Genomic DNA, 13099 nt, shown 5'->3' on the forward strand with positions numbered 1-13099 from the left:
ACCAGCGACTCGTGCTATCCACGGTCAGCGAGAAAGGAGTCGGGGCTGACAGTGCTCGCTCGAGCGATCGAAACCGCTTCGAAGCGGCCGAGCTCAGGCTACCGAGCCGCGGAACCGGGATGCCCCGAGGCCGACGGCGGCGACGCCGGCGACGGCACCGGCCGCGACGAACACGCCCCCGACGCCCGCGATCGGCACGAGCGCGCCGAACAGTACCGGCGAGAGGAACTGCCCCGTGTAGCCAGCGGAGGCGATGTAGGAGCTGAACTGGCCCTGTCGATCCGGCGGTGCGAAGGCTTCGACCCACGCGAACGTCGACGGAAAGACGAGTCCGATGCCGAGGCCGAACAGTATCACCGGCAGCGCCGCACCGACGGCGGTTCCCACCACCGTCGCGATCCCGAACGCCGCGGTCCAGAGGACGAACGCCGCACCCACGAGCGTCGATCGACCGGCGTACCGCAGCAGCCGATCGTATGCGATCGCCGAGACGCCGCCCGCAGCACCGTTCGCGGCCAGATAAAGGCTGATATCCAGGGACGCGGTCACGCCGATGCCGGCGAGAAACTGCGGGTAAAAGACGACGATCACGTACAGCAACGCGTTCGCACCGAGGTACAACACGTAGACGAGCGGAAGCGCCGGTCGGTCACGGAACACGGCGGGGACCTCGCCGATACCGCCGGCGGCCTCCTCGGCGCTTCCGCTCCCGTCCGCGGCCGGGGCGTCGCCCGCGGACTGCGTCTCGGGAATCGTCGCCGCGGCGAGGAGGCCAAGCGGCACGGCGACGAGATAGACGCCGAACGGAGCGTTCCACGCGAGGGTACCGGCAGCGCCGCCGATCAGCGGCCACACTGCGGCCCCGGCGCTGTTCGCACTGCTTCGATAGCCCAACGCGCGCTCCATCGCCTGCCCCTCGTAGAGTTCGTAGATCAGCACGGTAACCGACGTGTACACCGCGGCGGTCCCGAGCCCGAGGACGACTCGAGAGGCCAACAGCGGGTAAAACGAGTCGACGACCAGTCCCGCACCGCCGCCGACGCCGTAGACGAGCAGGCCGCCGACGAAGGGACGGCGGGGGCCGATCCGGTCGACGAGCGATCCCACGAGCGGGCTCGCGAGGACGATCACGCCGCCGTGAGTGGTGATGATGAGGCCGGCCGCGGAGCCGGAGACGCCGAGTTCGCGCTGGATCTGCGGGACGATCGGTCCGAGGATCGCTCCCGACATGACCGTCAGCGTCGCTGCAGCGACCAGTACCCAGAGTGATCGTCGACGCTCCGTCGCGGTTGCCACTGGGTTCGCCTCGGGCGAGGAGTTCCAACAGGATTGCGGTCGCGGCGGATCGGTCCGGCGTCCGAGGAACCGCCGCTCGAGACCACATCGAGCGGGGACGGACGGTGTCGGCGTCGGGTATGCGAGCGCTCGTGACAGTCACGCGGACCGGTGAAATCGGTTATTCCGCCGTTCGTGGTCGGTCCGCCCATGCCAGACGTCGCGATCGTCGGCGGCGGCCCCGCCGGCCTGAGCGCAGCGCTCTTCACGGCGAAGAACGGCCTCGAGACCGTCGTCTTCGACACGGACGAGACGTGGATGCACAAGGCCCACCTGTTCAACTATCCCGGGATTCGGAGCATCAGCGGGAGCGAGTTCATGGCGCTCACACGCGGGCAGGTCCGGGACCGCGGCGCGGACGTACGCGTCGGCGAGGCAGTCATCGACGTCGAACCGGGCGACGACGGCTTCCGGGTCGAGACGGCGGACGGCGAGTACCAGGCCGACTACGTCGTGCTCGCGACCGGTGCGGATCGCTCGATGGCCGAAGACGTGGGGGTCGAGTTCGACGACGACGGCACCGTCGACGTCGACCTCGATACGGAGACGAGTATCGACGATCTGTACGCGACGGGCGCGACGGTCCGGGACGAGGAGTGGCAGGCGGTCATCGCCGCGGGCGACGGCGCGTCGGCGGCACTCGATATTCTCAGCAAGGAGAACGGCGAGCACTTCCACGATTTCGACGTGCCGGACGACGTGCCGTGATCGATCGGAGTGAGCAGTGGATCCCATGCGGAGGAAGTCCACGTTCCACGGTGAAAACGACCGACAGCGCCGCGCCTGCGTGTTCGGGGCATTCGACTAAGCGACTGGTCGGTGGCAGTTCGTCTGCATGGCAATGAACGACCTTCACGAGTTGTTCATCCACAAGCTCGCCCAGCAGTACTACGTCGAACAGGAACTCGTCGACACGCTAGACGAGATGGCACGAAACACGACCAACGACCGGATGAGCCAGGGCTTTGCGGACCACCGCGACGAGACCCGAACGCAGGTCCAACGCCTCGAGGAGGTCTTCGCGGCACTCGATCGGCCTGCGGAAGCCCGAGACGCTGCCATCTTCGAGGGGATCGAGGAGGACCGCCGCGAACTCGAGGCCGAGATCGAGGACGACGAACTGCTGAACATGGTCTACCTGAACGCGGGGATGATGACCGAACGCGTCGAGATGACGGCCTACGAGGGGCTGACGACGATCGCGGAGCAACTCGAACTCGGCGACGACATCCAACGCCCCCTCGAGTCGAACTACGACGAGGAGCAATCCGCCTTCCGCGAACTCGAGACGCTGGAGACGGCGACGGACATAAATTCGCTGTGGGATCGGCTGACGCCATCGTGAAGCCTCCGTTTCGGAGCGGGTGGTAGATCCGTGTCGTGAGCGCTCGACGAGCGACGAGCAGTCCGCCGTACAGGTCGGTGAACCCGCGGCTACAAGAGCTATCGCGCCGAACGACCGGCCATGGAACTCGAGTGTGTCTTCTTCGGCCCCTTTCGCGACGTCGTCGGTGAGAAGACCGTTCGCTACGAGACCGACGCCGAAACCGTCGGCGACCTCCTGGTCGAACTCGAGGCGGCGTACCCGCGCCTCGAGGGCGACCTTCTAGACGACGGCGACGGACTGGCGGGGGACACGGTCGTTACAAAGGACCAAAAGAACGTCGTCCACCTCGACGGCCTCGAGACGGCCCTCGAGACCGACACCGTACTCCGGCTGGTGCCGTCGGTGTACGGCGGGTGAGCGACGGGTCCGATCGGACCGCTCTCAGTCGGCCGAGGGCGCGATCGACTCGAGTGCCGCGTCCGGAACGACCCCATCGTCCGTCAGGCCCCGGGCCTCGTAGTACTCCCCGATCGCGGCCTCGAGGTCGGGAATCTCGTAGGGCAGTCCGTCGTCGCTCCGGTCGAACCCGCGCTGGTTGTTGAAGTGGCGTTCGAGGCGAACGGTCAGGGCTCCGATTTCCATGAGTTCCCCGTAGTCGGCGTCGAACAGGGTTTCGAGTCGCTCGTCGGTCACGTAGTCGCCGCCGAACGCACAGACGATCCCCGTGTCCCGGAACGCCGAGGCGTTCTCCTCCTGGACGAGTCGCTCGGCCTTGCCGAGGGTACCGTCGGGATCGAGTTCGCCGCTGTACTCGAGGCTCAGCATGCCGGCGTACATGTGGTCCCCACCCCGGTTCGCGACCGCGTAGGAGAGCCCCTGTCCGTGGAGGACGCGTCCGTCGTGGGCGGCGAACTCCATGCCCTTGACGGTGTAGTTGTCGACGCCGAGCTCGTCGTGACAGCGGTCGACGCCCTCGGCGAGGGTGTCGCCGATCCCCTCGCGGAACGCGATCTGTTCGGTCACCTCCCGTGCGAGTTCGGCGTTGCCGAACTCGTCGACGCTGTCGAGATAGGCCGCGACGGTGACACCGGCCGAAATCGTGTCCATCCCGAGACTGTCACAGAGCTCGTTTGCCTTCATCACGTCGACGATGTCGCCGACCCCCTGGCTCGAGCCGAACGCGTAGACGGTTTCGAACTCGGGCCCTTCGGTTTCGACACCGCTCTCTTCGTCCCGCGTGGGGAGCTTGCAGGCGTAGGCACAGGCCGAGCACGCGCCCTTTTTGTACTTCTTCTCCTCGACGGCGTTGCCGCCGATCCCGTCGGCGTGTTCGAACTCGTACTCCCGGAAGTAGCGGGTGGGAAGCGAGAAGTTGTCGTTGATGAACTCGGTGCCGCCGGTCGTCCCCTGCCGTCGCATTCGGTCGTCGGACTGGGCCGCTTCCCGGTGGATCTCCATCTCCGGCGGGTCCGGGATTTCGACGGGGGGCGCGCTGTCACCCTGGAAGGTGACGCACTTGACGTTCTTCGACCCGAGGACGGCACCCAATCCGCCGCGGCCGAACGCCCGCGAGTCGAAGGTCATCACGGAGGCGAACCGTACTCGGTTCTCGCCGGCAGGCCCGATCGCGATGCAGTTGTCCGGACCGAGGTCGTGGTGTTCGGCCACGTAGTCGGACGTCTCGGGCACGGTCGCCCCCTCGAGTTCCGGCACGTCCTCGAACTCGACACCCTGATCGGTGACGTGCACTGCCAGCAACTCGTCGCTCTCGCCGGCGAGCTCGAGGACGCTGATCCCCGTCCCGACGAAGTTCCGCGAGAGATAGCCGCCGGCGTTGGTCGAGACCAGGCCGTCGGTCAGCGGCGAGAGGGCGGTCATGTTCATCCGGCCGGTAAAGGACATGGAGGACTGCTGGAGGGGGCCCGTGGCGAGATACGCACGGTTCTCGGGCCCGAACGGGTCCGCGTCGAACGGGATCCGTTCGTGGGCGAGTGCCGTGGCGACGGCGCGTCCGCCGACGGCCGTCTCGAGCGTTTCGTCGATGGTCGTTTCGGTCGCAGTTCGGTCACCGACGTCGACTGCGAGCAGCGGCCCTTCCGCGTGGAGCATGCGATGTAATAACAGGCGAGGGGTCTTAGCTCTGGGTTGTTTTCGATGCAACCGAATCCGTTACGAGACTGTGACACACACACATCAGTCAGAATTATTATCGCAGAGCGGAAACGACCGCTCAGCTATGCACTACGATGCGGTCCTGTTCGACTTCGACGGGGTCGTCGTCGAAACCCCCTCGCCCCAGCGGTTTCGCGAGGCGCTCGGCCGGACCTACGAGACGCTTGGCCGATCCGGGCCGGAGGCCGAGACGTTGCGGGAACTCGCACGCGGCGATTTCGAGTCGATCGCCGACCGGTGTCGCAGCCTCGACATCGACACCGACGCGTTCTGTGCCCAGGCCGCCCGGGAGATGGTCAGGACCCAGCGAGCGGCGGTCGAAGACGGACTGCGCTCGGCATACGACGACGTAACCACGGTTCGATCGCTCGAGCAACCGCTCGGGATCGTCAGCGACAACCATCCGACGGTCGTCGCGACGCTGCTCGACCGGGTCGGACTCCGGTCGCCGTTCGAGACGATCTACGGCTGTCCGTTGACCCCCGACGGGCTGGCCCGGCGCAAGCCGGATCCGACCAACATCGAGGCCGCGATGGAGACGCTCGAGGCCGACGAGGCGATCTACGTCGGTGATCGCGCCGTCGACGTGCGCGCGGCCGACAACGCGGGCATCGATTCGGTGTTGCTCACCCGATCGGATGAGGGGGACCCGCCCGAGGCGGACGTGGACCCGACCTACCGGCTCCCGTCGCTTTCCGGCCTTCCGTCGGTGCTCCAGTGATCGGACGGTGAGGCCTCGAGACGCCGAGTCGACCGCACGACGACCGGTGCAGGGACGAGGAGGGACACCGGTGGCAGATTCGTGGCACCGGTTTTTCCGCCCGCTCGTCGTAGCCGCCGTATGGACGCCGACGACACCTGGACGAGCCTTCGACGGGAGTGTCGCGATCTCGAGTCGGGTGCCCAACTGGTGACGCCGGTCTCCGGACGCCCCTTCGGGATCGAGCGGACCGACGACGACCGGATCGTCGTCCGGTTCGGCGATAGCGGCGAAACGCGGCCGCTCTGGCGCGAGCAGTTCGTCGTCTTCCTCGAGCAACTCGACGAGGGGGACGTCTCGATCGACCACCTCCAACCGGGGGTCGAACCCTACGCCAGCGTCGTGACGCTCGCCGACGAGTACGCGGCCGACGACGACCGGATCAGGTACGATCCCGCTGGCGTCGGCGGAGCGAGTCCGTTTCTCGTCCCGGCGGCGGACGCACGGGAGCCATCCGAGCGGGTTCACGACGACGCGATGTTGCTTTCGGTACTGCTCGAGGGCCTCGAGGGCGACGAGCCGTCGACGCTCGATACTGACTCGCTGACGGATCTCTACGTGCTCGCGTCCGACGTCCAGCACGGTGCCGATCGGTTGCGCCGGTCGGCGAGGGATCCGTTACTCGAGCGACTCGGCCCCGACCAGGAACTCCACGGTCGGTACGGAACCGTCCGGCGGACGACCCGACAGCGACGACGGCCGACGGACGCCGAGACGATCTTCGCCGCTCTCGACGAGCGTGGCATCCCACGCGAGTGGGTCACTGGCGTCGACCGCGACAAGTTAGACGTGGTCCTCGCCGTTACCGACCTCGAGGAGGGAGAGGTCTACGACGTCGAAGAGGACGTCTACGTCCAGAAGACCGGCGTCGACGAGGACGAGAAGTACTCGCGACTCCAGGGCATCGCCGATCGGATCGACGACCTCGAGGGTGCCGAGGGCGAGGAGTTGCGCGCGGAACTCGACGCGATCGAGGACCGACTCGAGGAGGCGCTGTCGGCGGGGTAGCGTTCGCGGTGCGGACGGAGTCCCGGCGCTCACCGGTGCAGCCCGACTGCCAGCACCAACTGGAGCGGCCCGACGGCTGGTGCGTATCGGAACAGCCCAGCCGTCGGTTTTCGATCACCGCGACGACTTCCCGCCGCGACCGGTCGGGCCGTCCGATACCCGTTTTACGCGGCCGTCCCTAGACGCGACCGACAACGATGCGTCCTCCTCGAGCGGGAAGGGGAACCCGGCTCCTGATGGCAGTCGTCGGATTCGTACTGCTCGCCTGGTACCTCGTGCTGGCCGCGGTCAGCTACTGGGCGCTGTCGGTACTTCGGGTGACCGCACCGGGGCCCATCGGCACGCTCGCGTTGATCCTCACCGTTGCCGTCGTCGTCGGCGTGCTGAGCTACCGGTTCGGCACGTCGCAACTGCTTTCGAGCGTCGAGGCGGTCGAACTCCCCCGGTCCCACGCGCCCGACTTTTTCCGCCGGCTCGATCGCCTCGAGTCGCGGATGAGCGTCGACTCGCCGACGGTGCTGCTCGCACGATTGCCCACGCCCAACGCCTTCGCGCTGGGCACTGCGCGCAACGGGACGATCGTCCTCGACCGGTCGCTGTTCCGACTGCTCTCGCCCGACGAACTCGAGGCGCTGGTGGCCCACGAACTCGCTCATCTCGAGGGCTACGACGCGTTCGTCCAGACGCTCGCCTACAGCGTTTTCCGGACGGTCGCCGGACTGGTCTTTCTCGTCCTGGCCCCGCTGTTGTTACCGATCGCTGGCATCGCTCGAGCGATCGCGTGGATGCGTGGCGATCCGGGGTCGTGGTCGCGGACGGTCTTCGGACGGCTCTTGGGGACGATCGAGGCTGGTGTCGTCGTCTGTTTGCTGGTCGTAACGCTTGCCGTTCGGGCGTACCCCCGACGACGGGAGTACGCCGCCGACGACCGTGCCGTGGCGGTCACCGGTCGACCGGTCGCGCGATCGAGCGACGGCCGGCCCACAAACCCTTTTGGCTGCACACCACCTACGTCGAATCATGTACGTGCGGGACGCGAAAAACAGGGAAGAGGTCTGGTTGCTGGATCACATCGAGTCGATGGGGCTCGACGAGACGGCGTTTCGCTCCCGTGACTACGTCGTCGCGATCGACGAGGCTTCCGGCGAGAAGGCCGGCTTCGGTCGGATCCGCGTCCACAAGCCCGACGACGAGTCGGCGGCGGACGTCTGTGAGTTGACCAGTATCGGCGTCCTCGAGGGGTGGCGCGGACAGGGCGTCGGGGCGCACATCGTCGAACGACTCGTGGAGTACGCCGGCGACGAGGGGTTCGACACCGTCTACGTCCTGACCGGCGAGGGGGCCTACCTCGCCCAGTTTGGGTTCCAGCGGATCGAGGAGTCCGAACTGCCGGGCGTCCTCCAGCAGCGACTCGCGGACAAGCGCGACGGCGTCGATCCCGACGCGGTACCGCTGGCGATCGATATCGAGGAGTTCAGGATGCCCGATCGGTTCCGCGAGGCGTTCAAGCGAGCCCCGGAGGGGCGCGAGGAAACGGACGACCAGGAGTCCCCGGAGGACTTCGGGATCGACCCGGAGTCGGCCACGTACAAGTACGATACCGGTCGGTAGATGACTGCGGGATGGCAGGGATCGGCCGTCGGGTTTCAGCCCTCGTACTCGGTGTCGGCGGGTCGCTCACCGATACCGTATCGGAACGCGACCCAGCCGATTCCGGAGAGAAACACCACCGGTGGCACGATCGCAAACGCCCACAGCGGGTCCACCCCCCAGCCCAACAGGAGTCCGAGGTTCACCAACCCGAGCGCCAGACAGGGCGCGACGTAGCGGGCGGCGCGGCGGCGATCACCGGTTCCGGCGGTCGACGCTGCCGGGTCCCCTGGCATAGATGGCGCGTCGATACCACGAACCATAAGCGGTTGTGGCGATACGAACGATATTCATGAACTCCAACGAATCGGATTCGGCAGTCGAGAGCAGCGATTCCGACGAGAACGGCGACGAGGTCCGCGTCTGGCTCGTCGAGCGAACGTACGGGGACGACGAACTCAACATCATCATCCTCGTGTACGCGACGGAAGACGGCAGCCGCTACCACCGTCGCGAGCGGGCGCTGACGAGCTTTACCGGCCCCGCTCGAGAGACCAAAGCCAGCCTCCTCGTCTCGGCCGACGCGCTGGGCACCGTCGACGATCCGGAGACGCGGGACCGCTATGCCGAGGAAGCCTCGCGGATGGCGGCTCGACACGACCCGGAAGACGGCGTCTGAAGCGGTTCAGGACGACGCCGGCGACCGTCCGCGGAAGCTTGACGTGTTCATCAAAGTTCAAGCCCCGCCCGGTCCACGATGTTCGTAATGTTCGATCCCGACGAACTCGAGGAGATCCGTGCCAGCAAGGAAGCGTGGCACGAGGCAGAAGTCGAACCGGTCCTCGATCGGTTCGGCGAGCGCAAGGAAACGTTCACGACCGATACGGGCGGTCAAGAGGTCGATCGGCTCTATACGCCGGCCGACGTCGACGGCCTCGACTACGAGGAGGATCTGGGCAATCCGGGGGAGCCGCCGTACACGCGCGGCGTCTACTCGACGGGGTACCGCGGTCGGCTGTGGACCATGCGCCAGTACGCCGGGTTCTCGACGCCCGAAGACACCAACGAGCGGTATCACTACCTGCTCGATCAGGGCCAGACGGGGCTCTCGATGGCCTTCGACCTGCCGACCCAGATGGGGTACGATTCCGACGCCGACATGGCCGCCGGCGAGGTCGGCAAGGCCGGCGTCGCGATCGATTCCCTGGACGACATGGAGACGGTCTTCGACGGCATCCCGCTCGACGAGGTCTCGACGTCGATGACGATCAACGCGCCGGCGTCGGTGTTGCTGGCCATGTACATCGCGGTGGGCGACCAGCAGGGCGTCGACCGCTCGGAGCTACGGGGGACGATCCAGAACGACCTCCTGAAGGAGTACATCGCACGGAACACGTACATCTACCCGCCGGAGCCGTCGATGCGGATCATCACGGACATCTTCGAGTTCTGTGCCGAGGAGACGCCGAAGTTCAACACCATCTCGATCTCGGGCTATCACATCCGGGAGGCCGGTTCCACTGCCGCCCAGGAACTCGCCTTCACGCTGGGCGACGGCATCGAATACGTCGAGACCGCGATCGAGGCCGGCCTCGACGTCGACGAGTTCGCCCCTCAGCTCTCCTTTTTCTTCAACGGCCACAACAACATCTTCGAGGAGGTCGCCAAGTTCCGTGCGGCCCGCCGGATGTGGCACGACCTCATCGAGGAGCGCTTCGACCCGGACGACCCCAAATCCAAGCAGCTCAAGTTCCACACCCAGACGGCGGGCTCGATGTTGACCGCCCAGCAGATCGAGAACAACGTCGTCCGCGTCGCCTACCAGGCGCTTGCAGCTGTGCTCGGGGGCACCCAGAGCCTGCACACGAACGGCAAGGACGAGGCACTCGCCCTGCCGACCGAGGAGTCGGTCCGCACGGCCCTGCGAACCCAGCAGATCCTCGCCCACGAGTCCGGCGCGGCCGACACCATCGACCCGCTCGCGGGCAGCTACTACGTCGAATCGCTCACCGACGAGGTCGAGGAAGAAGCCTACGAGATCTTAGAGGAGGTCGAAGAACGCGGGGGCATGCTTGAGGCCGTCGAACAGCAGTGGGTCCAGCGCCAGATCCAGGACACGTCCTTCGACCGCCAGCGAGAGATCGAGGAGAAAGAACGGATCATCGTCGGCGTCAACGAGTTCGAGGTCGACGAGGACCCCGAGATGGACGTCGAAGAGGTCACCGAGGAGGACCAACAGCGACAGATCGACAACCTCGAGGGTGTTCGCGCCGAGCGCGACGACGAGGCGGTCGACGCGAGCCTCGAGGCGCTGCGCGATGCGGCACGAAGCGATCGGAACCTGATGCCGTACATCATCGACGCGGTCAAGGCCTACGCGACGGTCGGCGAGATCTGTAACGTCATGCGCGACGAGTTCGGGGAGTACCAGCCAGGCGGCGCGATGTGAGCGATCGAACGACGGTCGGGGCCGGGTAATATCCCTGCTGTCTCTCGAGTAATACCGTTTTACACCCGATTCGGTCCGGCGGTTCGAAGACAACGTTTTGTTGTGCTGGGAATTCGGAGGAACGGTCTGGTCCGTTTATCATCACCTCGGGTGACGGCGCTCTCGTGAGCACATCATGAGCGAGCAACCCGCCGAGCGGTCGATCCCGGTCGGGGAATCATCCCGTAACTATGCGTCCCGCCGTCGCGTGTTACAGGCCGCCGCCGCTGCGGGCGGGGTCGTCGGGCTGAGCACCGCTGCGTTCGCCCAGGAGGCCGAAACGATCGAACTCGGGGGTGAGACGAGCGGCTGGCAAGGCGTCGCACCCGAGGCGATCGCGGACGAGACGAACCCGACGCTGGAACTCGAGGAGGGGACCACGTACGAACTCACGTGGGAGAACCTCGACGGTATCGCGCACAATATGGTCATCGTCGACGGCGAGGGCGAAGCACTCGAGCGGACCGAACTCATGAGCGAGCAGGGCGAGACCCAGACGCTCGAGTTCGAGGCCACGAGCGAGATGGCCGAGTACTACTGTGAGCCCCATCGGGCGACGATGCGCGGAGACGTGTCGGTCGGCGGCGGAAACGGGGCCCAGGAGCAGCCGGAAGCCGGCGATTCGGAGGGGTTCTTCCAGCCGGGGGCGGAGATCGGCGTCCGGACGATCGCGGAGGGGATGACCGCGCCGACGGACATGGCAGTTGCCGACGAGGAGCGAGACCGGTACTTCGTCGCGGATCAGACGGGTGAGCTCTGGGTCGTCACCGACGACGGGCTCCGGGACGAGCCGTTCCTCGACGTCAGCGACCGGCTCGTCGAACTCGGGACGTTCGAGGGAGCGTACGCCGACCCGAATCAGGACTACGACGAACGGGGGTTGCTCGGCGTCGAGTTCCATCCCGACTTCGCGGAGAACGGACAGTTCTACGTTCACTACAGCGCGCCGCCCAACGACGAGACGCCCGACGGGTGGAGTCACGTCGAAGTCGTCTCGGAGTTCCAGGCCACCGACGATGCGAGCCAGGGCGATCCCGAGTCGGAACGAGTGCTCCTGGAGTTCCAGAAGCCACAGTACAACCACGACGCCGGGCCGATGGCGTTCGGGCCCGACGGCTACCTCTACGTTCCGATGGGCGACGGCGGCGGTGCGAACGATGATATGGAGGGGCACGTCGACGACTGGTACGACGGAAACGACGGCGGGAACGGCCAGGACGTCAGCGAGAACCTGCTCGGAAGCGTCCTTCGAATCGACGTCGACAGTGAGGGAACGGACCAGCCGTACGGCATCCCTGAGGATAACCCACTGGTAGACGAGGACGACGCGCTCGACGAACACTACGCGTGGGGGTTCCGGAACCCGTTTGGCATCTCGTTCGACAGCGACGGACGACTGTTCGTCGCCGACGCCGGCCAGGACCTGTTCGAAGAGGCGAACCTCGTCGAGGCGGGGGGCAACTACGGCTGGAACGTCAAGGAGGGGACCCACTGCTTCAGCACGGACAGTCCGAGCCAGCCGCCGGCGGAGTGCCCGGATTCGGCACCCGAGGACGCGCCGTACAACGGTCAGGAACTCCAGGATCCGATCGTCGAGTATCCCCACATCTATCGGGAAGAGATGGTCGGCATCGTGATCGTCGGCGGCCACGTCTACGAAGCCGGGCAAATCGCCGGCCTCGAGGGGAAGTACGTCTTCGGCGACTGGACATCTGATCCGTCCCGCGAAGAGCCGGCAGGGCGACTCCTCGCCGCCGCCGATCCTGACGGCGGCGGGGCTGAACCAATGGCTGGTGCGGACGGTGGGAACGAGACGGCGGAGATGAACGAGACTGTCGATGCGAACGAGACGGCAGGAATGAATGAAACTGTCGACGGGAACGAGACGGCCGACGGGAACGAAACCGCGACCGAGGCGGGTTCGGACGGCGACCAACAGGTGGTTCCGCGGGACGAACTCTGGGAGATGGAAGAATTGCAGGTCGCAGGCACCGAGGACGGATCCTTCCCGTACTTCGTCCGCATGTTCGGTCAGGACGACGAGGGGAACGTGTACGTGCTCGCGAACCGGGAGGGCACTCCGACGGGCGACACCGGTGCGGTCATGCGGATCGTCCCACCGGGCGAGGGCGACTCCCTCTCGATGCCCGAGGGGGCGGCGGGAACCCCAGCCGAGGAGCAGGAACCCGACGAGAACGCGACGGCGGACACTCAGGACGAACCGATCGCCGACGGCAACGAGACGGCGGCCAACGAAACGGAAACCGAGACCGGTACGAACGAGACCGCGGCCGACGACGCGTAACGGCTCGAGGCACTGCCCGACGGCACGTCGAGGTCCCACCCTCGAGCGGGACGTGGGCGACCCGGACACCGAACCGTCGTCCGAACGCGAATGCGAGATCGGCGTCCGTCGCGG

At 66.4% G+C, this 13099-nt stretch carries 13 protein-coding genes; 10 read left to right on the forward strand and 3 right to left on the reverse strand.

Going from position 1 to position 13099, the window contains the following annotated elements; all coding sequences use genetic code 11:
* Positions 1–93: 93 nt before the first annotated feature.
* Entirely contained in the window at positions 94–1296 is a 1203-nt protein-coding gene (locus J0X27_RS01090) for an MFS transporter (protein WP_207270655.1), read from the reverse strand.
* Between the two features lie 189 nt (positions 1297–1485).
* Between J0X27_RS01090 and J0X27_RS01095 the strand changes: the two genes are divergently transcribed.
* From J0X27_RS01095 to J0X27_RS01105, 3 genes are all read left to right on the forward strand, one after another.
* Positions 1486–2043, forward strand: a complete 558-nt coding sequence (locus tag J0X27_RS01095; RefSeq protein ID WP_207270656.1) for an NAD(P)/FAD-dependent oxidoreductase — start codon at positions 1486–1488, stop codon at positions 2041–2043.
* Positions 2044–2170: 127 nt separating this feature from the next.
* A complete protein-coding gene (locus tag J0X27_RS01100) occupies positions 2171–2680 on the forward strand; it encodes a YciE/YciF ferroxidase family protein (RefSeq protein WP_425491930.1) in 510 nt (169 codons plus the stop codon).
* A gap of 120 nt (positions 2681–2800) precedes the next feature.
* On the forward strand, positions 2801–3079 hold the full coding sequence (locus tag J0X27_RS01105) for a ubiquitin-like small modifier protein 1 (RefSeq protein WP_207270657.1): 279 nt from the start codon (positions 2801–2803) through the stop codon (positions 3077–3079).
* Positions 3080–3103: 24 nt separating this feature from the next.
* Here the strand turns inward: J0X27_RS01105 and J0X27_RS01110 are convergent, their stop codons facing one another.
* Positions 3104–4771, reverse strand: coding sequence for an aldehyde ferredoxin oxidoreductase C-terminal domain-containing protein (locus J0X27_RS01110; RefSeq protein WP_207270658.1), 1668 nt, complete (start codon positions 4769–4771; stop codon positions 3104–3106).
* Positions 4772–4898: 127 nt separating this feature from the next.
* Between J0X27_RS01110 and J0X27_RS01115 the strand changes: the two genes are divergently transcribed.
* The 4 genes from J0X27_RS01115 to J0X27_RS01130 all read left to right on the forward strand — a co-directional run bounded on the left by J0X27_RS01115 (position 4899) and on the right by J0X27_RS01130 (position 8213).
* On the forward strand, positions 4899–5555 hold the full coding sequence (locus J0X27_RS01115; protein WP_207270659.1) for an HAD family hydrolase: 657 nt from the start codon (positions 4899–4901) through the stop codon (positions 5553–5555).
* Between the two features lie 120 nt (positions 5556–5675).
* On the forward strand, positions 5676–6602 hold the full coding sequence (locus J0X27_RS01120) for a DUF7983 family protein (RefSeq protein ID WP_207270660.1): 927 nt from the start codon (positions 5676–5678) through the stop codon (positions 6600–6602).
* Between the two features lie 236 nt (positions 6603–6838).
* Positions 6839–7717, forward strand: coding sequence for a M48 family metallopeptidase (locus J0X27_RS01125; RefSeq protein ID WP_207270661.1), 879 nt, complete (start codon positions 6839–6841; stop codon positions 7715–7717).
* Positions 7623–8213, forward strand: coding sequence for a GNAT family N-acetyltransferase (locus tag J0X27_RS01130; RefSeq protein WP_207270662.1), 591 nt, complete (start codon positions 7623–7625; stop codon positions 8211–8213). Before J0X27_RS01125 ends, J0X27_RS01130 begins: the two co-directional genes overlap by 95 nt.
* Before the next feature lie 35 nt (positions 8214–8248).
* Here J0X27_RS01130 and J0X27_RS01135 read toward each other — a convergent pair whose 3' ends face one another.
* A complete protein-coding gene (locus J0X27_RS01135) occupies positions 8249–8488 on the reverse strand; it encodes a DUF8142 family protein (protein ID WP_097379201.1) in 240 nt (79 codons plus the stop codon).
* A 56-nt stretch (positions 8489–8544) separates the two neighbouring features.
* Between J0X27_RS01135 and J0X27_RS01140 the strand changes: the two genes are divergently transcribed.
* The 3 genes from J0X27_RS01140 to J0X27_RS01150 all read left to right on the forward strand — a co-directional run bounded on the left by J0X27_RS01140 (position 8545) and on the right by J0X27_RS01150 (position 12985).
* Positions 8545–8871 carry a DUF7967 family protein gene (locus J0X27_RS01140; protein WP_207270664.1) on the forward strand — a complete coding sequence of 109 codons (327 nt, stop codon included), beginning with the start codon at positions 8545–8547 and terminating at the stop codon, positions 8869–8871.
* An 87-nt stretch (positions 8872–8958) separates the two neighbouring features.
* On the forward strand, positions 8959–10641 hold the full coding sequence (locus tag J0X27_RS01145) for an acyl-CoA mutase large subunit family protein (RefSeq protein WP_207270665.1): 1683 nt from the start codon (positions 8959–8961) through the stop codon (positions 10639–10641).
* 175 nt (positions 10642–10816) lie between these two features.
* Positions 10817–12985, forward strand: coding sequence for a PQQ-dependent sugar dehydrogenase (locus tag J0X27_RS01150; RefSeq protein WP_207270666.1), 2169 nt, complete (start codon positions 10817–10819; stop codon positions 12983–12985).
* Positions 12986–13099: the final 114 nt, after the last annotated feature.

Source organism: Natrinema longum (genome assembly GCF_017352095.1).
Lineage (GTDB): Archaea > Halobacteriota > Halobacteria > Halobacteriales > Natrialbaceae > Natrinema > Natrinema longum.

Bases quoted from the DNA above. Each gene is read 5' to 3' on its own strand.
- J0X27_RS01125 (WP_207270661.1), top strand. From the start codon at position 6,839: ATGGCAGTCGTCGGATTCGTACTGCTCGCCTGGTACCTCGTGCTGGCC.
- J0X27_RS01135 (WP_097379201.1), bottom strand. From the start codon at position 8,488: ATGCCAGGGGACCCGGCAGCGTCGACCGCCGGAACCGGTGATCGCCGC.
- J0X27_RS01095 (WP_207270656.1), top strand. From the start codon at position 1,486: ATGCCAGACGTCGCGATCGTCGGCGGCGGCCCCGCCGGCCTGAGCGCA.
- J0X27_RS01105 (WP_207270657.1), top strand. From the start codon at position 2,801: ATGGAACTCGAGTGTGTCTTCTTCGGCCCCTTTCGCGACGTCGTCGGT.
- J0X27_RS01100 (WP_425491930.1), top strand. From the start codon at position 2,171: ATGGCAATGAACGACCTTCACGAGTTGTTCATCCACAAGCTCGCCCAG.
- J0X27_RS01145 (WP_207270665.1), top strand. From the start codon at position 8,959: ATGTTCGATCCCGACGAACTCGAGGAGATCCGTGCCAGCAAGGAAGCG.
- J0X27_RS01115 (WP_207270659.1), top strand. From the start codon at position 4,899: ATGCACTACGATGCGGTCCTGTTCGACTTCGACGGGGTCGTCGTCGAA.
- J0X27_RS01120 (WP_207270660.1), top strand. From the start codon at position 5,676: ATGGACGCCGACGACACCTGGACGAGCCTTCGACGGGAGTGTCGCGAT.
- J0X27_RS01110 (WP_207270658.1), bottom strand. From the start codon at position 4,771: ATGCTCCACGCGGAAGGGCCGCTGCTCGCAGTCGACGTCGGTGACCGA.
- J0X27_RS01150 (WP_207270666.1), top strand. From the start codon at position 10,817: ATGAGCGAGCAACCCGCCGAGCGGTCGATCCCGGTCGGGGAATCATCC.
- J0X27_RS01140 (WP_207270664.1), top strand. From the start codon at position 8,545: ATGAACTCCAACGAATCGGATTCGGCAGTCGAGAGCAGCGATTCCGAC.
- J0X27_RS01130 (WP_207270662.1), top strand. From the start codon at position 7,623: ATGTACGTGCGGGACGCGAAAAACAGGGAAGAGGTCTGGTTGCTGGAT.